Genomic DNA, 19,273 nt, shown 5'->3' with positions numbered 1-19,273 from the left:
AATCACATATATTGTCCTAGAGGCTATGATCAAAAAGATTGATCCTATGGGAGACAGAGATGAAATTCCGGTGAAAAAAATAGAGAAACTGTCGCCTTAAGATTCGTCCAAAGGAACTGTCTCTTTTACGATACTGTGGCGTTGCTTTTACATACGTTTTTACATACGTTGATAGCGCAGTGAATATCGCAGGCCCTTTTCCCTGCTTTCACGCTGCTCTTTCGGTGCTTGATGAAAAAGTCGTCTCGATCTTCCAGCAGCTGCGAAAAACAGATTGTGTCGTTAAATAGAAGAATAAAAAACTACGTTCGTAAAGCATTATTGCGGCGCGCACTAATGTTATCCCTGCACGCGACACATGCGTTCAATATCAGTAAAGAACTAAATCGTTGATAAGCACGATAGAATTATTTCGCCATCCAATCGCAAATAATCAATTTACTCAGAAGCTCATTTACAATGTTTGTCGCGGACCGCATCCAATGCATCTAATTCATCCAACGGGCACAACGCATGGCGATGCAAGGTGAAGCATAATTAAACGTATTGAAACGTAATGACGAATAACCAGCCGCAATCGCTTTTACATGAATACCCTCAAATTTGAAATCCTCAGGAGGATCTACGATGCCATCTAAAACAACGATCATTTCTCTATCTGCTGTCATTGCACTGGCGCTTTCATTGACACTTTCTGGTCGCGCATGTGCGCAAGAACAAATCGTCAAGCTGGCGCAAGTTGGCCCGACAACTGGCCCCATTGCGTACGTCGGCAAGGATCTGCAAAACGGTGCGAATATGGCTGTCGAAGAATTGAATGCCAAAGGCCTGACGATAGGTGGCAAGAAAATTAAATTTGTATTGATGACAGAAGATGATGGCGGCGATCCAAAACAAGGTACTTCAGTAGCGCAAAAACTGGTCGATGCCAAGGTCCAGGGCGTCATCGGTCATCTGCAATCCGGCACCAGTATTCCTGCATCCAAGATTTATTACGACGCGGGGATTCCGCAAATTTCCCCCGGCACGACCAATCCCAAATACACGCTACAAGGCTATAACACCGCGTTCCGGGTTGTGGCAAACGACGGTCAGTTAGCTGGCGCATTGGGACGCTATGCGGTCCAGACTTTGCATGCCAAAAATATCGCCGTGATCGACGACCGCACGGCGTATGGTCAAGGTCTGGCGCAAGAGTTTGCCAAGCGCGCCAAGGCAGCCGGTGCAAATATTGTTGCGACCCAATACACCAACGACAAGGCAACCGACTTCAGCGCGATTTTGACGGCGATCAAGGCAAAGAAACCTGACGTGATTTTCTTCGGCGGTCTGGATGCTGGCGCGGGGCCGATGTTGCGTCAAATGAAGCAATTAGGGATCAAGGCAAAAATGATGGGCGGCGATGCCATCTGCACCACGGAGTTGCCTAAACTGGCTGGCGATGCGCTGTCCGACGATCAAGTCATTTGCGCAGAAGCGGGCGGTGTTCCTGATGCCGGACGACCGGCGCTAGACGCGTTTAAGACGGCCTTCAAAGCGCGTTATGGGCACGAAGTAGTGATCTATGCGGCGTATGCTTATGATGCGTTGATGACGATGGTGGAGGCGATGCAAAAAGCCAACTCCACCGATCCAAAAGTCTATTTGCCAGCTTTGGCGAAGATCAATCACAAAGGCGTTACCGGCACGATTGCGTTCGATACGCACGGCGATATGAAAAATGCGACATTGACGTTGTATACGTATAAAGCGGGACAACGCACACTTATTCGCGTAACCAAGTAAGTCAGTAACTTGGTGTCTCATAGTACGAAATAAACAGGGGGAAAATTCAACATACCGTTTGCGAATGTCCGCAGTCGATTTCGTTGTTTATTTTTTGTCCTCTGTTGTTTACAAAAAAAGGGTGCTCAAATGAGCACCCTTTTTTACGTTCTTTCATGCCTGCGCGTCTCAGCGATCTGCCCGCAACCGGTGGTTAAGCGCTAATCAATCGCTGATCAATCGCCTATTTCAATGACAATATCCATTTAACCAGCGTGTGCGCTTCTGCATCGCTGACTTGTGCGTTGGCAGGCATTGGTATTTGACCCCACACGCCGGAGCCGCCCTTCAATACTTTTTGGACTAACTTATCTTCTGCATCGGGTTGTCCGTCATACTTTTTAGCCACGTCTTTAAAGGCTGGACCGACAATTTTATTGCCAATAGAGTGGCACGCCATACAGTTTTTGGCTTTGGCAAGATCTGCGTTTGCCAACGCACTACCGGAAACTAAAAAGGCGAATACGCCTCCAATCAATAACAACTGCTTCATCATCACTTCTCCGAATAAATTACTGTATTGCCCACATCATTAAAAATGTCGCAGATAGAATGATGCGCTGTTCAACATCTGGTCAGCGATCATTTACGTGCTTTCGCGTTGCCAATGAGAGAAGGCTTTCAGCTCTCATCGGTTACGCATTCGCTACTCGTCATTTAATACTCGTCATTTACTACTCATCCTTTACTACTCGCCATTTGCCATTCATTACTTACCACGCACTAATCAACACTTATTCAATATCAACCATCACCAAGTTGCCACCTGAATCGAAACATAACTGCCACTTCAGGTTCAGGCGTCCACCAATTTTGGTGTTAATTCTCGTGCCGCAAATAACCTTCGGTACCCGGATCGCGCATGCGAATCGCAACAATCATCGCAATCGCACACAGCGCAGTGACGTACCAGTAAAACGTCGACTCCATGCCAATCGATTTAAGTTTCAGGGCCACGAACTCAGCCGAACCGCCGAATACCGCATTACCCAACGCGTAAGATAATCCAACGCCCAGCGCTCGCACTTCGGGTGGAAACATCTCTGCCTTGATTAGGCCGCTGATCGAGGTATATAAACTCACCACCGCCAACGCCAGAATAACTAATCCAAAGGCCGCGTAAGGATTGGTCACACTGGCCAAGGTGTGCAAAATTGGCACTGTCATCAGCGTGGCCAGCGCACCAAACCAGATCATTGAGGTGCGCCGTCCGATTTTATCCGACAGCGCGCCGAACAACGGTTGCATCAACATATAAACCAATAGCGCGCCAGTCATGACCGCGCTTGCTGTTTTGGCGTTCATGCCTGCGGTGTTCACGAGATACTTTTGCATGTATGTGGTGAACGTATAAAAAATCAACGAGCCACCAGCAGTGAAGCCGATCACCGTCATGAAGGCAACCTTATGCTTCATCAGTCCCGCGATGGTTCCGGCATCCTTATTTTTGCGCGAGTCTGTGGTCGAGGTTTCATTCAGCGAGCGACGCAAATACAGCGCTACGACAGCTGCACAAGCACCTAGTACAAACGGAACACGCCATCCCCAGTCTTTCAGTTGTTCAGTCGTCAGCAATTGCTGCAAAATAACCAACACCAATACCGCCAGCAACTGACCACCAATCAAGGTCACATATTGGAACGATGCATAAAATCCGCGCTGTCCTTTTAGTGCGACTTCACTCATATATGTTGCGCTGGTGCCGTACTCGCCACCAACTGACAAGCCCTGCAACAAACGCGCAAATAGTAGCAACGCGGGTGCGGCAGCACCGATGGTGGCATAGGTTGGCAGGCAGGCGATCAATAACGATCCCGTGCACATCATCAACACGGAAACCATCATTGAGGTCTTGCGACCGCGTTTGTCGGCAAGGCGACCGAAAATATATCCACCAATCGGGCGCATCAAAAATCCAGCGGCAAATACGCCAGCAGTATTCAATAATTGCGTAGTGGAATTACCACTGGGGAAAAAAGCCGGTGCAAAATAGATTGCACAAAATGAATAGACATAAAAATCGAACCATTCAACCAGATTGCCGGATGAGGCACCCACAATTGCAAAAATACGCTTGCGGCGGTCGTCTGCAGGTGAAAGCTCTTGCTGTGCTATAGATGTCATCTTATCTTTCATTAAGTGCAACGTTTTTATATTATGTCTTGTACAACGTCTTTAACGGCTGCTTTGAAATCTTATATAGCCGTTTCTTTATATTTCATGTTATCGCATGCATTGTAGGACAAACAACTGGAATGGGGCTATTCAATATTTTCCAGAACCACTTCTCCCGATTGTAGGCAAGTGAACTTCATCCCGTTCTATGACTCCAATTTTATGGATAGCGAATGACGAACGACATGGCGCACTAGGTCACGCACTAATCGATCACGTGAGCGACCTGGGTCGACACCTTGTCACGTCAGCGCTGGTCTGCCAAGGTCATAGTACAAATACCGTCTTTTCTCCCAGTATCTGTGTAAGATCGAATAATTATACGAATGGATGCCGATAAAATGCGCTTTGGAGAGAAAATAATGTCCAGACGGTGCCAGCAGCTTAAGCTTCTAATGCTTTCGTTGAGCGCGTTCTTTGTTATCTCAGCTAACGCTGCCGAAATTGATTTTTCATCAGACCGCGACTTTGCAGAAATTAATCTCAATATTCGCGACCAGGGCCAAAACGATACGGAGTTTGTTGCGCTGAGCGTAAAACTTACTCCGGCCGCCCTGCACCGCCTGCAAGATGTCACTCGCGACGCGCTCAACGAAGATTTAACAATTAGCCTGAATGGCAACGTCGTCAGCACCGTCAAATTAATGGCCCCTCTCAAAACGCCGCATCTAAAGCTGTTTTTAACCCGTCAAATGGCACACGATGTGTTCCCTAGCTTATTAGCGACGCCAGTATCATCGGTTTCTTTATCGGGCTTTTCTATGCCGCAATGGGCAAAAGGGACGTGGACCGAAAGCCTGTCCGCAGACGTTCCGAATGTCAATTACGCTACGGACGAGACCCTCTCCGTTTCCAACAAGATATTGAATGCACCGAACTGCAAACGGGCTAACCATACAATCGTCGCCACCAACGATTCGGTTGTCGAGTTAAGGATCGATCGACGCAACAAATGCGTGGTCGATGATGTTCCGGTCAGCAAAGTTATTCTGACCAGAACTACCGAACCCGCACGGATTGTGATTTCCTTGTACGCAATCGGTAGTGATTTCAACGGCCCACCGACCAAAGAGAGTACTTATCGCCGCTAATGACTATCCCGCATGATCGTAATCGACAATCATAGATGAGGAACACCTTGGTGGCGTTTACCGCGGCGCGACGTTTGACCTGCGCCAAATGGTGTCTTTTATTTTTGCCACACTACAAGGCTGTAAGCGCCCTTCTTTCTCATCCTAAGATATCCTTGGAACTCAGCCTTGGAACTCAGTCTTGGACAGCGCTTTCTGCATACCGCCTTATTTCAGACTACACTCCGAATAATCTCGCAAAGGATTTTTTAACCGTGAATCGTATTATGACTAGAACTCTCATCGCCGCAGCAGGACTAACGATGATTACCACCGGCACAAGCAATGCTGCCGATGCCTCCCAAGGAGCGCATTTCGCCACCACTATGACAACCTCAATGACAAACTCAACTACGCCATTAATGTCTGGCATCGATATGCATAACGCCGATACGGCGGTGCGTCCTCAAGATGATTTTTATAGCTACGTCAACGGAACATGGTTGAAAAAGACTGAGATTCCCGCCGATAAATCGTCTTGGGGTTCTTTTTATGAATTACGCGAAAATTCGTTAAATCAACTACGCACTATCGTTGACTCTGTGAGCAAAAACAAGACAGTCAAAGTTGGTTCAAATGAACAAAAAATCGCCGACGTGTATGCAAGTTTCATGGATGAAAATACACTCGACGCACTAGGTGTTGCGCCATTAACCACGCAATTTGCGCGGATTGATGCACTGCAAAACAAAAAACAAATCGCTGGCATGATCGCGCATTTATCACGCATCGGCGTCAAAGTCCCTTATGACATCGGGATCCATCAGGACGCCAGGGATTCCACCAAAGTCATTGTCGACCTGGGACAAAGTGGCCTTGGATTGCCTGATCGGGATTACTACCTCAAAGATGACGATGCGAAGCTGAAAGAGACGCGGATCAAATATCTTGCACACATCGAAAAGATGCTTACGCTGGCTGGCGACAAAGCCCCAGCGCAAAATGCAGCCAGCATACTCACGCTGGAAACCGCGCTGGCAAAACTGCAATGGACCAAGGTCCAAAATCGTGATCCGGTCAAAACGTATAACAAAGTTGAATTAAGCCAGTTGCCAACGTTAGCACCGCATAACGATTGGAATAGCTATCTGGCAGAAGCTGGACTGAAAGATAAAATATCGTACGTGGTGATCAGTCAGCCAAGCTATATTGAAGGCTTCGATCATGTGCTGGAATCGACTTCGATGGATGCCTGGAAAGCCTATTTTAAATGGCATGTCCTGAGTAGATTTTCCTCATCGCTATCCAAGCCTTATGTTGATGAAAACTTTGCGTTTTATGGCAGCGTATTGCGCGGCGTTCCACAGAACGAACCACGCTGGAAACGCGGTGTAAAAATGGTGGAAGATACGCTTGGCGAGGGATTAGGTGAATTGTATGTTGCGCAATACTTCCCACCGGAGAATAAAGCGCGCATGGAAAAACTGGTCAGCAACCTGATCGCAGCCTATCGGGAAAGTATCCACACGCTGGATTGGATGGGACCGGCCACCAAACAGCAGGCGGAGAAAAAGCTTTCAACGTTGATGACCAAGATCGGTTATCCGAACAAGTGGCGTGACTACGCAACACTCACGATCAAAAAAGGCGATCTGGTCGGCAATATTATGCGGGCTAATGATTTTGAGTATCAACGCAATATTGACAAATTGGGCAAACCAGTTGATCGCGACGAATGGGGCATGACGCCACAAACCGTCAACGCCTATTACAATCCGGAACTCAACGAAGTTGTATTTCCGGCCGCTATTCTGCAACCACCATTTTTTAACGCCAAGGCTGACGATGCGGTTAATTATGGCGGTATCGGCGCGGTAATCGGTCACGAGATCAGCCATGGCTTTGACGATCAAGGCAGTCAATACGACGAAGTCGGCAATCTCCGCGATTGGTGGACCAAAGACGATCACGAGAAATTCGCAGTGAAAACCAAAGCATTAGTCGCGCAATATGGCGCTTACAGTCCGGTACCCGGATATAAGTTGAATGGTGAACTCACCCTCGGCGAAAACATCGCCGACAACTCTGGCCTGACCATCGCCTACAAAGCGTATCAGTTATCCTTAGCGGGAAAAACCGCGCCAATGATCGATGGCATGACCGGCAACCAACGTTTTTATCTGGGATGGGCGCAAGTGTGGCGCGGCAAGGTGCGCGACGCACAAGCCATCGTCTACGTAAAAATCGATCCCCATTCACCACCGCAATTTCGCGGCAACGGCACGCTTGCCAACCAGCCTGGCTTCTACAGCGCGTTTGATGTTAAACCGGGGGATAAGATGTATTTGGCACCGGCGGAACGGGTGATTATGTGGTGATGAAGTACTAAGTAAATCCTGCTGATGGCGAACAGATAACCTGTAAACCATCAGTAGTAGCTAATGGTATTTGGTCCAAAGACCAGCAAGATTTAGCGGAGGTTGAAGCGATTTCTTCACAAAAAAATCAATAATTAAACTAGCGTACATCCCGAACAAATCACCGAAAAATCATCATGCAACGTGATGCGTGTCACGCAGCGATCATCTCAACAACGCCTCCATTTATATATCCCGTTCGAGCATATTTGAATCGCTGTTTCAATGCGCCCTGAAACCTAACGGGTGACATCATTCCACTTTGATTAACATTTCAATCGTCGGTAGTGGCGTACAAATAAATTCCCTCGTCGGTCAAATATTTTAGCCTTTTAAGTAGTACGCCGCGTGCGTCACGTCACCAGCTGCGTTATGACAGTACCAGATCAAAAAAGTATTGAATCTCTGTCATTTACTATGCTCTTCAAAAAAATTCACCTAGATTTTTCTTGGTTAAATCGAGAAAATTCTTTCGACTTTTTCGCGTTAAAGTGAACTTATCTACCTAGATAAAAGCCTCTAACAACCACATTATTTAACCGTTTACGGGAACAATTCCAAATTAAAACTAAGAAGACAGATTGTATTCCGCCCTGCGTTATCGATTGATGTAGTGGTTGATATTCATTGCTGCAACTACTGACAATTGGATTGAAGACGGACCGGCAACACGATAAGAAAGATATGACGATGCGTTTTTTTGAACGGCTGATATTTATTAGTCTGCTAATTTTTTTCTCTTCCGCACATGCACACGCGAAAGCCACGCCAGCTGAATCCGCCCAGACATCAGCAATGAAAACGCAAGCGCTTCTGACGGCTCAGAAACACGATAAGAAAGAAAAACATGACAATTCGGTTTTTAAAACGGCTGATATTTATTGGTGCACTAATGTTTTTCTCTACCGCACATGCGCATAAGAAAATCACGCCACTTGACGCTGCCTAGACACCAGCAGTGAAACCGCAGGCACTTCTATGCGATATTAATTTCACCACTCCCGCCCCGAACGCCGTGTTGAGATCGGCGGGAACCCGCATTACCGGCACCGGAAGCGCATCCACTATCGTCGGCGATCAGGGCTAGGCTACCGCAAGCCTGAACGGAGCAACTTTTTTTCTCGGAGCGGAAGCTTCACCGCACTCATGCAGTTTTTCGGTTTAGGTACCGCTTCGATCAATTTGCAGGAAGGCAGCAATCAACTAACAGTGAAAGGCAGCGTTGGCGCATGTTCTGCATCGGACCAAATGCGATTGTTCTACATAAAACCCGACGATGTTTGCTACTCGCCCGTCGAAGATTTGCAAAAAGTAAACGTACCAGACGACAGTGCCATAAAGGGGTTTTACACCGGCCAAATTTGTATTGCGAAATACAGCTGTGGTAGTCGCTTGCAAATGGAAAACACAGATTGGCTTACCAAGGTTGTACCCGCGTTTGTGCAGCCGCTTTTGGATAAATCAGGAGAGTGGAAAAAAGTGATGGAGGCTTGTGAGAATCAATCGTGGTTGCTTCCTACTTATGTCGCAAATAAAAATTGCGAAAGCGACATGGCCAAATATCACGTAGCACAAGATATTCAAAGCGCACTCAATATCAATGGCTGTGGTACCGATGACGACTGGCGAAAAGTAGGAAAAATTATTAACGAATGCGTCGCTGAAACGAATAGCATCGTCCCTGCATTTTTTGCGCAATGGATCGTTACGAACAATCGAAATGACGTACGACGAGTATGTCAGTCCAATCGGGAAAACTTATAAGTTTAATTATTTGGAGATTATTTTATGAAGAAAATAGCCTTGGTTTGTTTTGTAATAATATTATGTTCTAGTCAGGTATTTGCCGAGTCCATTCGTAAATACCAAGGCACTGGCCCCAATGTTGAGCTGCGCATCAGTGTAGACGGACGTGTTTTTCTCGGAGAGCGAGAAATGGAAAAAATACCATTTTCAAGCGAGGAAGAAGCAGGAGTTACAATAAACGCGAATACCATTCCGATTATCAGCGGGAAAAATGTTCAAGTTACCGTCGAAATGATCGAGGCGGATGGACTGGTCACTGATGTTACGAATAGCCCGAATATTATTTACAACGCTCTTGGAAAAGTTAACCTTAAAGCGAATAAATCCGGATTGGTCACTGCCATTTCAGAAAAAAATATTCTAAGTCTGGGCGAAGTATTTGTCATTTATAACACCTCAGAAAAGTCTGGCTACAATAAAATATTTTTTAAAATTGCGCAGCCAGAGCCATTTCCACGCTGATTACAGTGATGAAAAACGTTCGAACAATGAAATTCCTGGCTTGCTTAATTATATTCTGGTGTGATCTTGGACTTGCGGAAACAAAAGGCCAAGGTACTGAACCAAACGTTGAACTACGTATAAGCGTAGAACGACGCCCGACTGCCGCTCCAAGACCCGTTTAGCAACTTCCAAAACCTGTGCTTGCGGCCCGCTGGTAGCGCCGATTCTGATGACTTTATCTTCTGCAAAGGCGTTAATACTTGCGGCGAATAATAACACCGCTGCAATGGTAGACCAAAACCGACGAAACATACTTTTCCCCTTTAAATATATTAATAAATTAGATTCTTTATTTCAGTGAGCAAGACATTTTTTGGCGCACTGATAGCTGGTTTAACCCGAAATAAGACCCCAATCTTTGGGGTCCCTAATAGGTTTGGTAGAGCAATACCGGAGGCAATCCATTGCGGTAGTCGAACGAATTAATTTTCCTCTATCGTCCGCCGCCGCATGAACAACTGTCGTAGCCCAATATCTATACGGCCACATCAAGCACAGAATTCGCACGATCATGATGACGATATCGAGCCGAGATATGCTGCTCGGGCAAACGATTACCGTTGCCAAACATTTTTTGGCGCAGCGACCCTTCCTCGTAGTCTGTTTTATATATGCCGCGCCGCTGTAGTTCCGGAATAACCAGATCGACGAAGGCGACAAAACTTTCCGGACTGACCGTTCGGGTTAGATTAAACCCATCAATATCCGTATCACGCATCCAATCCTCCAGCGCATCGGCAACTTGCGAAGGCGATCCTATAATCGTGGCGTAACGTCCACCCAAAGCCAATTGATCCAGCAACTTTCGTTTGGTCCATTCAAGGTCTGGATTTGTAATCGCCTTGGTGAGCGATTCGATGGCATTATTCTTGACGGCGCGTATCGGCTCGTCCATTTCGTATTTTGAAAAATCAATACCAGTTCCGCTGGAAAAATGAGCCAGTCCTGCTTCCGGACTGGCGTACTCACTGTATTCGCGATATAAATCCCATGCTTCTTTTTCAGTAGGTGCCACCACTACCGTCAACCCCATGAAAACTTTCACGTCGTTGGCTTTGCGGCCTTGCGCTATAGCGGCCTGACGCGCATTGGCGACCAGCTTCCGGGCTGCTTCTTTGGTTTGACTTGAAATGAAAATACTTTCGGCATGGCGTCCGGCAAACACCTGACCACGCCCCGATGATCCAGCCTGATAAAGTACTGGCGTTCGCTGCAATGAAGGCTCACTCAAATGGATTGCGTCAACATGATAGTAATCACCATGATGAATAATTTTATGAACACGATCTGGCTGCGCATAAATGCGGCGGTTGCGATCGCGCAGGACGGCGTCGTCCTCCCAGCATCCCTCCCATAACTTGTACACCACTTCCATAAATTCATCAGCGCGGTCATAGCGTTGATCGTGATCTAGTTGGGTCGACAAGCCAACAGCTTTCGCAGCACTTTCCAAATAACCGGTCACAATATTCCAGCCAATGCGTCCTTTTGTCAGATGATCTAATGTCGATAGCTTGCGTGCAAAAAGGAAAGGCTGCTCATAGCTGAGATTGACCGTGACGCCAAAGCCGAGATGCTCGGTGACATACGCCATAGCCGAGATCAACATCAACGGATCATTGACCGGCAGTTGAATCGACTCGCGTAAGGTCAAATCGACGGAGTCCTGATAGACGTCATAGACGCCGACAATATCGGCGAGGAATAAACCATCAAACTTACCGCGCTCCAGCAACTTTGCCAGATCTGTCCAGTACGCGATATCGTTATAATTCTCGGACTCGTCGCGCGGATGCGTCCATAGTCCATGGTTAATATGGTTCACGCAGTTCATACTGAATGCGTTGAGAACAATTTTCTTTTTTTGCATGTTGATTCAATTCAACGGAATCTCCATAAATACAAATGGAAATAAAAATAGAAATACCATGATCTAGAATAAGGCTTCATCGAACTTAATTGAGATCAAAGACTAAATACTATCCAACACTAAATTGCACCGTGACGCGGTGGCTTTTTACCGTTGAGATAGTAATTTCCAACAGCGAAATACTTCCAGCGAACCGGATCGTGCAACGTGTGCGTACGGGCATTACGCCAATGGCGGTCGAGGTTATGTTCTGCTAAAGTCGATTGCGAACCTGCTAATTCAAACAGCTTGCTACCTGCCAATAAGGAAATTTCAGTGGTCAATACCCGCGCTTCAGCCACTGCTATAGAGGCCGCAGCAACGCTTTCCTCGTCGGGATGTGCCGCCGCTTGATCTACCCAGCGCCCTGCTCTCTCTAGTAATGCCTCTGCAGCGTGAAGATGAATGGTCAGATTACCGACCTCATGAATCGTTAGTGGATCTTCGGACGCACGTTGCGCCCCGCTATCGACCCAAGGTCTAGATCGGCTCCGCACAAAGCCGATCGTGTCGGTGATCGCTGCCCGCGCCAGGCCTAAATCGATTGCTGCGTGAAGCAATTGCGCAAATGGCCCGATATGGGTAGGTCGTTCAAAAGCTGCTTGAAACGACACGATGTGATTTGCATCAACCGTAACATTTTCTAATAGCACTGAACCACTTCCGGTAGTGCGTTGACCAAACCCGGACCAGTCATCGGTAATCGTCAAACCCTCTGCACTGCGCGGAACAAAAGCTAATTGCTGGATACCATCGTCATCAATGACTGAAGTCGGTATCCAATCGGCGTATAACGCGCCAGTTGCATAGAACTTGCGGCCATTGATGCGGAAGCCTTTGCCATCCGGGGTTAATCTTGTAGTGCGATCTTGCGAGGTTCGCGTACCAAGTTCCGCCAGCGCATTCCCAAACCGGTCACCTAGCAACACCCGTTCAAAGAAAAATTGTTTCTGCGATTCGGTTCCGTTGACACGTAAAATTTCAACCGCATAAAAGTGATTCTGCGGAATCTGACCAATTGACCCATCGGCACTGGAAATGATGGCAATAACTTCCGCCAACGTCACATTTGACACGCCGGCGCCACCATATTCTTTGGGAATGGAAATAGCCCATAACCCGGAGCATACATAGCGCTCCAACTCATTCCACGGCAATTGTCTGGTCTGATCACGCAGTCCCGCTTCAACTAAAAATTCAGCCGCAAGCTGGCGCGCAATGACGAGCGCTTCATCATCACTAGTAATGACCGAAACGACCCGCACCTTATCGACTTGAGAAAATGGCTTTTTTTCAACGGTCGCGTTGGGTATTGGTGCTAAAAAAGTAGTGCTATTTGGCATCGGAGGTCTATTCAAAAAATAGTAAAGTAATGTTGTGAGAGAGCGTCAAAATAGATCACAACAGATGAAAAGTTCTATCAACTCCACGCGTGACGAGGTGGCGCAATCTCATTAAGATAATAATTTCCAACCGAAAAATATTTCCATCGAACCGGATCATGTAGGGTATGAACCCGTGCATTGCGCCAATGACGATCAAGATTATATTTAGCTGACGTTGTTTCTAAACCAACCAGTTCAAACAATTTTTCACTGGCGTCTAATGCAATTTCAGTCGTCAGCACCTTGGCTTCGGCGACATTAACGGAGGCCTCGGCCATCTGTTCAAAATTGATCGGCGATACCATTTGATCAAGGGTAATGGCGGCACGTTCCAACAATGCCTCAGCGGCGTGAAGGCGTATAAATAGCGAACCAATATCACTAACAATGAAAGGATCGCTGGTATCAAGTGCAAGACTGCTATCGTCAGGTGTACACCTTTTTTGGTGCAAAAATGTGACCGTATCTTCCAACGCTGCCCGGGCTATTCCGACATCAATCGCCGCTTGTATTAATTGCGATACCGGACCAGTATTATTGGCCTGATCAACGATTTTTTCGAGAGGGACGACACATTGCGCAGATACGCGCACCTGATCGAATATCACTGTACCGCTGGCGGTAGTGCGCTGACCAAACCCGGACCAATCATCCACGATGCTTAATCCTGGACTTTGCCGTGCAACAAACACAAATACACTGCGGCCAGATTCATCTAACGCTTTAGTTGGAATCCAATCTGCAAATAAAGCGCCGGTTGAATAAAAGCGCTTGCCATTTAATAGATAGTTATTATCATTACCGCTTATTTTGGTAATGCGCGTCCCAACATCCAGGACGTTTTTAGTGGTCCGTTCGGGGCCTGCATTTCCTAGTCGTGCGCCACCTAGTACCGCATTATAAAAAAATATTTTTTGGCTTTCACTGCCCGTTTGTTCAAGAACGTTCAATATCCCAAAATGGTTTTGCGGGATTTGCCCAATCGCCGGGTCGACGACCGAAATAATTCTAATTACCTCTGCCAGGGTCGCCCACGATACTCCGGCACCACCATGCGATGACGGAACGGTGATTGCCCCTAAACCACTAGTAGAGAAGCGTACCATTTCAGCGACCGGTAAACGTCGTTCGCGATCTCGAACCACAGCTTCCTGCTTAAAATCGTGCGCCAGATGTTGGGCTATTGCGATCGCCTCGGTATCGCTCTGTATACGATGTGCTGCTGTTGAAAAATCTGGCAAGGCTGGCATTCCTTTTATTTGCGTGCGGATGAATTGCGGCGTAACGACTGACATGACCAATCTTAATAATGTGTATCTTTCATCAAAAACTGAACAACGAGTGGCAATAAAAAATAGTGATTCATTAAACCAAAATTCGAATAAATTCTGAACGAAGGATTTTGCATTTATAAGTAGGAATTCAGCATGAGAATGCTGGCGAAGAAATCATCACGCTTATCGCTAAATGTGTCATGCGGCCGGTTTGCAGTAAACTAGCGGCTTCTGTAGCGTCTGATGTATAGCGCCGCATCCAGTTGAATCCCATCGTTTTCTATCGGCGGGATAAGTGTGATGCGGATGTTCAATTAGCTCTTGCGCTACACGCTTCAATCATTAAGGAGATCTTTTTGTCACAAAACCCAACATCGCCAGCCGCTACAGAAACGTCAATTGACGACTCACCAGCCGAGCTGCAATCTTTATTCCAACAGGTGCAGAATATTCGCGACCTCGGCGGGAAAATCGCGTCGGATGGCAGACGGATTCAAACCGGACGACTACTTCGCAGCGCCAATCCCGGGCTGGCTACGGCGACTGATATCGCGCAATTACAGCGCTTTAATCTGGATGTGGTGATTGACTTTAGAACTGATGGTGAAAAGAAATCTGCGGAAACGCCATTTGCACATGTGTTTAACTGGATCGCTGATCCGATCATGGTGGGCAATCTGTCGCAATTGTCTGTTCTATCTGCATTGCAGAATGGCACCGCGGATGACAGTCGTGCATTCATGATCGCGTTCTATCGCGATTTTCCGGTGCGATACCAAGCCCAATACCGGCGTTTTTTACAGCTGGCAGAGAAAAATCACACTATTCTTTATCACTGCACGGCCGGAAAAGACAGGACTGGCTTCGCTAGTCTTCTGCTGCTATCCGCGCTCGGCATCGATCACGCGGATATTATTGCCGATTACCTGGAATCCAATCGCAGCAACACCACGGGGAATGCGCAACTACAGGAACAGGTCAAAAAGCTGCGATTACCGAAGGATGTAATGGCACCGTTGCTATCGGTCGAGGCGGCTTATCTGGATGCTGCCCAGCAAGTGATCGATGATGACCACGGCGGCATGCAGCATTATCTGGAAAGGGTTTTGGGGATAGATGTAGCGCGCATTCGTGATAATTATTTAGAAACGATTTGAGAAGTGAAGTCAGATGTTTTCTGATCAGACCGGCCCGATGTTTCTTTGCGCTTCCCCCAATAAGAGTCGGCCCAGTAATGCGATCACACCATTTATCGGTGCAATGATTGCTCTACATATCATTGGGATGATCCCAGATACCTATGTGATAATAGTATCGTCTCCACAATAGTGGCTGGGTTATTGAATATGCTGGCTTTACGACGAATGCACTATGGCGCGTGGATTGGGATACTAGTTATCTTGATAAGTGGGTTCGCGCCTATGATTTCGCAAACGTTGGCGGCCAAGCGGTTTCACAGTAGAACACCCATGCTGGCACAGATTATTCAAGCGTCACCGCTCTGCATAGTTCATACGGCGGCATCCGCCGAAGCGGATAATATCGACCATGGCGCATCAAAGATGCACGATATGATGGGAATGTCGGGAATGAAGGGTATGACGCACCGTCTGCCTGAGCAACAGTCGCAACAGACGCAACGAGCGCATTCTGGTCATCAAGATCATCGAGGTCAAGACGGTCAAGACGGTCAGGAAGCCTGCGGTTACTGCAATCTCTTTTCACATAGTCCTTTTTTAGTCAATACGCTGCCGCAACTCGCTGCCGTCGCCCACATCCACCACGCCTTCATCGCCATACTCGGCGCCGCATTCCGCCCACGCACTGTCGCCGCCGCAAGTCGTCCACAACCTCCGCCGCTGTTTTAAGACCATTCTGGATTTTTGACATCCTGCCGCGCTTTGCCTTTTATGCTGCGCGGCAACTTGCTTCATCACTCTTTCTCAATGGATGTTGACAACATGCGAAACGCACTTACTCGTGCGGCGTTTGGCCTTGCTATCGCAAGTCTCGCGCCACTTGGTCATGCACATGCCGTAGCAGGCGACCGTATCTTTCCAGCAACGATGGCGGTTGATGATCCCGGTGTCGGCGACGAACTTGATTTTCAGTTCGGTCACATCAGAACACTAAATGACGACGGCAATACCGCCAGCGTCAATAGCTTATCGGTCAACTACGCCAAAACCATCACCTCCAATCTGGCGATCAGTGTTGGCACCAACTACGCCACACAACGCGCTGCCGGTGATCCCACCGTAAAGGGATTCGACAACCTGAGACTTGGTATCAAATACATGGCCTACGTGAACCCTGTGCACGAGTTCCTGTTGTCGGTCGGGATTGATACTGATATCGGCGGCACTGGCAGTAAAGCAATCGGCAGCAGTTATTCAACGTATACGCCAACAATTTACGCGGGCAAAGGATTCGGCGATTTACCCGAAGCGCTGCGCTGGCTTAAGCCGTTGGCTATTACCGGTACGGTCGGGCAGCAAACTGCAAGCAATAGCAATGTTCCCAATGCGCTGAACTGGGGCATGACGCTGCAATACAGCTTGCCTTACCTGCAATCGTTCGTCAAAAACGTCGGGTTATCCAAGCCTTTTGCCAATATGATTCCAATCGTTGAACTGGCGATGAGCACTTGCACCAGCGGCAGCTGTTCTGGCCATACGACCGGAACGATAAACCCTGGTGTTATCTGGGAGTCGCGCTTGGGTCAGATCGGATTGGAAGCGCAAATTCCGGCCAATAGTGCCAGCGGGCATGGTATTGGCGTACTCATCCAAACCCATATTTTCTTCGATGACATGTTCCCGCATTCAGTCGGAAAACCCATTTTCTAAAAGGTAATACCATGCAAAAACTTTATTTTTCATCCGTTCGAACCTTCCTGCGCCAGATTGCGCTGATCACATTCGGCGCAATTTGCTTAGGTGGCATTGGTCAAGCCTTTGCCCACGCGCATCCTGAGACGCAATCGCCATCGGCAGGTGCGGTCGTCAGTACACCGCAAGAAGTTCGCATCACGTATGACGAAGCGCTGGAACCAGCATTCAGCAGCCTGATCGTCAGTAATGCGCAAGGCAAGCAAATCAACAGCGCCAAGGCCGAAGTTGATAGCACGACGCACAAGACTATGCATGTGCCCTTGCCAACGCTGCCAACAGGCGTTTATCACGTGAAATGGGTTGCGGTAGCAGACGATGGACACCGTACGCAAGGCACTTATACCTTCACGGTCAAGTGATGGGATCGGTCGCCGCCAACTGGCTGCAACCATTGTTTGCGGCAATAATGAACGCTGCGCTGGCAATAGCGATTGGCGTGGTTGTGCTGCGACCAGCACTGAGATCGGCGGCGTTATCGGGGGCGCCATCTCACCGACTCGATAACATCACCCGCTGGGCTTGCTGGTTGCTCGGTGTTGGCCTGCTGGCGTATTACTGCTTCAGTACCATCGCAATGACCGACAGCAATCTTAGCGACCTTCCAACATCTTTATGGCTGGTATTAACGCAATCGCATTTTGGGGAGATGCTTTGGTTAGCGTTCGCCGCATGGATCTTCTTGGCAATTGCGGTCATGGCAGTCAACATTCCTGCACGTCGTGAGCTGTTTATACTTGGCCTGATCGGATTCTCATTTGCACGGGCCGCAACCGGGCACGCGGCAGATCAGGGGTTTTTCAGCTTTTGGGTATTGATTCACACGGCGCACATATTAGCGGCGACAACTTGGGTTGGATCGGTAATTGTCTGCGCGTTACTTAGCACCGACTGGAAGCATTGGGGTTTATCCCAACGCAGCGCGCTGGCGCATCGTCTCTCTGAAGTCGCCACGTGGGCTCTCCTCCTCGTCATTGGGAGCGGCTTGTTTAATGTAGCAAGAACGATGGGACATGCGAGCGATATCTGGGCTTCTGACTATGCCTGGATATTGCTGGCCAAACTGTGCGCCGTGCTGATTGCCTCCGGCTTAGGATTACGCAACCGCTGGTATTGGCTAACACAACTAGACCGCAATAAAAACGCCGGTGCAGCCGGTTTCAGGCGAGTATTGATAGCCGAACTGATCGTGCTGTTGGTCGTGCTGGTATTGGCTGCAAAGTTGGGAACGACGATGCCAGTGCAATAAGGAATTTAAGACAGTACGCTAGGGCGGTTAAGAAAGCACAACACCGCCCGGGCGGTTTTTGGAAGTCCTATAACTATATGTCGGTCCACATGCGGAGCAAATTATGATAACTACCGGTCAATTGGACCAACGCGTGCGGATCGGCGGCGCTTTGATTAAGACGTTGAATCGCGCTATCCAGATCGTATAACAAAGTCCGTTGTCCATCATCCCGAATCATGCTCTGGACCCAGAAGAATGCGGCTAGTCGCGCGCCACGTGTTACGGGCTTGACCTGATGCAAACTGGTGGCCGGATAGACGATCATATGGCCAGCCGGCAGTTTGACCGACTGCACACCGTAGGTGTCCTCGATCAGCAATTCTCCGCCGTCGTAGGTATCCGGTTCACTCAAAAAAAGCGTCACCGAGATGTCGGTGCGTATCTTGAGCCGACTTCCCGGAACCTGCCTTATTGCACCGTCAACATGGCTGCCAAACGCCATTCCGCCTTGATACAGATTGAACATCGGCGGATAGACATGATGCGGCAGTGTGGCGCTGATAAAAAGAGGATGACGCTCCAGCTCGGCCAAAATCAAATCACCCAGTTCAATTGCTATCGGCGCGTGTTCATTGATTTGCAAATTGCGCTTGACCTGAGCGCCTTGATGGCCAGCCGTCGCACGACCATCAACCCATGCGTCCCCCGCAGCGTTTAGTTTATCTCGCACCAGAAGAAGTTGCTCGGCGTTCAATACCTTGGGGATTTCTAACAACATGGGTCGATC

At 48.2% G+C, this 19,273-nt stretch carries 18 protein-coding genes; 11 read left to right on the top strand and 7 right to left on the bottom strand.

The window, feature by feature from the left end:
• The first annotated feature begins 627 nt into the window (after positions 1-627).
• On the top strand, positions 628-1,785 hold the full coding sequence (locus RGU75_RS11510) for a branched-chain amino acid ABC transporter substrate-binding protein (protein ID WP_322235992.1): 1,158 nt from the start codon (positions 628-630) through the stop codon (positions 1,783-1,785).
• A gap of 223 nt (positions 1,786-2,008) precedes the next feature.
• Here the strand turns inward: RGU75_RS11510 and RGU75_RS11505 are convergent, their stop codons facing one another.
• Entirely contained in the window at positions 2,009-2,317 is a 309-nt protein-coding gene (locus RGU75_RS11505) for a c-type cytochrome (protein ID WP_322240463.1), read from the bottom strand.
• A 326-nt stretch (positions 2,318-2,643) separates the two neighbouring features.
• Complete coding sequence (locus RGU75_RS11500; RefSeq protein ID WP_322235990.1) at positions 2,644-3,948, bottom strand: MFS family transporter; 1,305 nt, start codon at positions 3,946-3,948, stop codon at positions 2,644-2,646.
• Between the two features lie 377 nt (positions 3,949-4,325).
• Here RGU75_RS11500 and RGU75_RS11495 point away from each other — a divergent pair, with 377 nt between their 5' ends.
• From RGU75_RS11495 to RGU75_RS11475, 5 genes are all read left to right on the top strand, one after another.
• Positions 4,326-5,090 carry a hypothetical protein gene (locus tag RGU75_RS11495; RefSeq protein ID WP_322235988.1) on the top strand — a complete coding sequence of 255 codons (765 nt, stop codon included), beginning with the start codon at positions 4,326-4,328 and terminating at the stop codon, positions 5,088-5,090.
• 266 nt (positions 5,091-5,356) lie between these two features.
• Complete coding sequence (locus tag RGU75_RS11490; RefSeq protein ID WP_322235986.1) at positions 5,357-7,447, top strand: M13 family metallopeptidase; 2,091 nt, start codon at positions 5,357-5,359, stop codon at positions 7,445-7,447.
• Between the two features lie 723 nt (positions 7,448-8,170).
• Positions 8,171-8,407, top strand: coding sequence for a hypothetical protein (locus RGU75_RS11485; protein WP_322235985.1), 237 nt, complete (start codon positions 8,171-8,173; stop codon positions 8,405-8,407).
• A gap of 261 nt (positions 8,408-8,668) precedes the next feature.
• Positions 8,669-9,250: a hypothetical protein gene (locus RGU75_RS11480; RefSeq protein ID WP_322235983.1), complete on the top strand. Its 582-nt coding sequence runs from the start codon at positions 8,669-8,671 to the stop codon at positions 9,248-9,250.
• A gap of 24 nt (positions 9,251-9,274) precedes the next feature.
• Positions 9,275-9,754, top strand: a complete 480-nt coding sequence (locus RGU75_RS11475; protein ID WP_322235982.1) for a hypothetical protein — start codon at positions 9,275-9,277, stop codon at positions 9,752-9,754.
• A gap of 48 nt (positions 9,755-9,802) precedes the next feature.
• On the opposite strand, the gene RGU75_RS11470 is transcribed toward RGU75_RS11475, so the two are convergent.
• The 4 genes from RGU75_RS11470 to RGU75_RS11455 form a co-directional block, all read right to left on the bottom strand.
• Complete coding sequence (locus tag RGU75_RS11470) at positions 9,803-10,048, bottom strand: hypothetical protein (RefSeq protein WP_322235980.1); 246 nt, start codon at positions 10,046-10,048, stop codon at positions 9,803-9,805.
• A gap of 223 nt (positions 10,049-10,271) precedes the next feature.
• Positions 10,272-11,666, bottom strand: a complete 1,395-nt coding sequence (locus RGU75_RS11465) for an LLM class flavin-dependent oxidoreductase (protein WP_322235978.1) — start codon at positions 11,664-11,666, stop codon at positions 10,272-10,274.
• 119 nt (positions 11,667-11,785) lie between these two features.
• Positions 11,786-13,048 (bottom strand): SfnB family sulfur acquisition oxidoreductase, encoded by a 1,263-nt coding sequence (locus tag RGU75_RS11460; RefSeq protein WP_322235976.1) that lies wholly within the window; start codon positions 13,046-13,048, stop codon positions 11,786-11,788.
• A 77-nt stretch (positions 13,049-13,125) separates the two neighbouring features.
• Complete coding sequence (locus RGU75_RS11455; protein ID WP_322235974.1) at positions 13,126-14,385, bottom strand: SfnB family sulfur acquisition oxidoreductase; 1,260 nt, start codon at positions 14,383-14,385, stop codon at positions 13,126-13,128.
• A 335-nt stretch (positions 14,386-14,720) separates the two neighbouring features.
• Between RGU75_RS11455 and RGU75_RS11450 the strand changes: the two genes are divergently transcribed.
• From RGU75_RS11450 to RGU75_RS11430, 5 genes are all read left to right on the top strand, one after another.
• Positions 14,721-15,521, top strand: coding sequence for a tyrosine-protein phosphatase (locus RGU75_RS11450; protein ID WP_322235972.1), 801 nt, complete (start codon positions 14,721-14,723; stop codon positions 15,519-15,521).
• A 264-nt stretch (positions 15,522-15,785) separates the two neighbouring features.
• Positions 15,786-16,232 carry a hypothetical protein gene (locus RGU75_RS11445; protein WP_416186809.1) on the top strand — a complete coding sequence of 149 codons (447 nt, stop codon included), beginning with the start codon at positions 15,786-15,788 and terminating at the stop codon, positions 16,230-16,232.
• Positions 16,233-16,325: 93 nt separating this feature from the next.
• Complete coding sequence (locus RGU75_RS11440) at positions 16,326-17,213, top strand: hypothetical protein (protein ID WP_322235969.1); 888 nt, start codon at positions 16,326-16,328, stop codon at positions 17,211-17,213.
• 11 nt (positions 17,214-17,224) lie between these two features.
• Positions 17,225-17,617: a copper resistance CopC family protein gene (locus RGU75_RS11435; RefSeq protein ID WP_322235967.1), complete on the top strand. Its 393-nt coding sequence runs from the start codon at positions 17,225-17,227 to the stop codon at positions 17,615-17,617.
• Positions 17,617-18,504: a copper resistance D family protein gene (locus RGU75_RS11430; RefSeq protein ID WP_322235966.1), complete on the top strand. Its 888-nt coding sequence runs from the start codon at positions 17,617-17,619 to the stop codon at positions 18,502-18,504. Before RGU75_RS11435 ends, RGU75_RS11430 begins: the two co-directional genes overlap by 1 nt.
• A gap of 73 nt (positions 18,505-18,577) precedes the next feature.
• Here the strand turns inward: RGU75_RS11430 and RGU75_RS11425 are convergent, their stop codons facing one another.
• Complete coding sequence (locus RGU75_RS11425) at positions 18,578-19,264, bottom strand: Fe2+-dependent dioxygenase (protein WP_322235965.1); 687 nt, start codon at positions 19,262-19,264, stop codon at positions 18,578-18,580.
• Between the last annotated feature and the right edge of the window lie 9 nt (positions 19,265-19,273).

Origin of the sequence: Glaciimonas sp. CA11.2, from assembly GCF_034314045.1 — a bacterium.
In the GTDB taxonomy this organism is placed as follows: Bacteria; Pseudomonadota; Gammaproteobacteria; order Burkholderiales; family Burkholderiaceae_D; genus Glaciimonas.
This window is presented reverse-complemented; position numbering and strand designations above follow the sequence as displayed.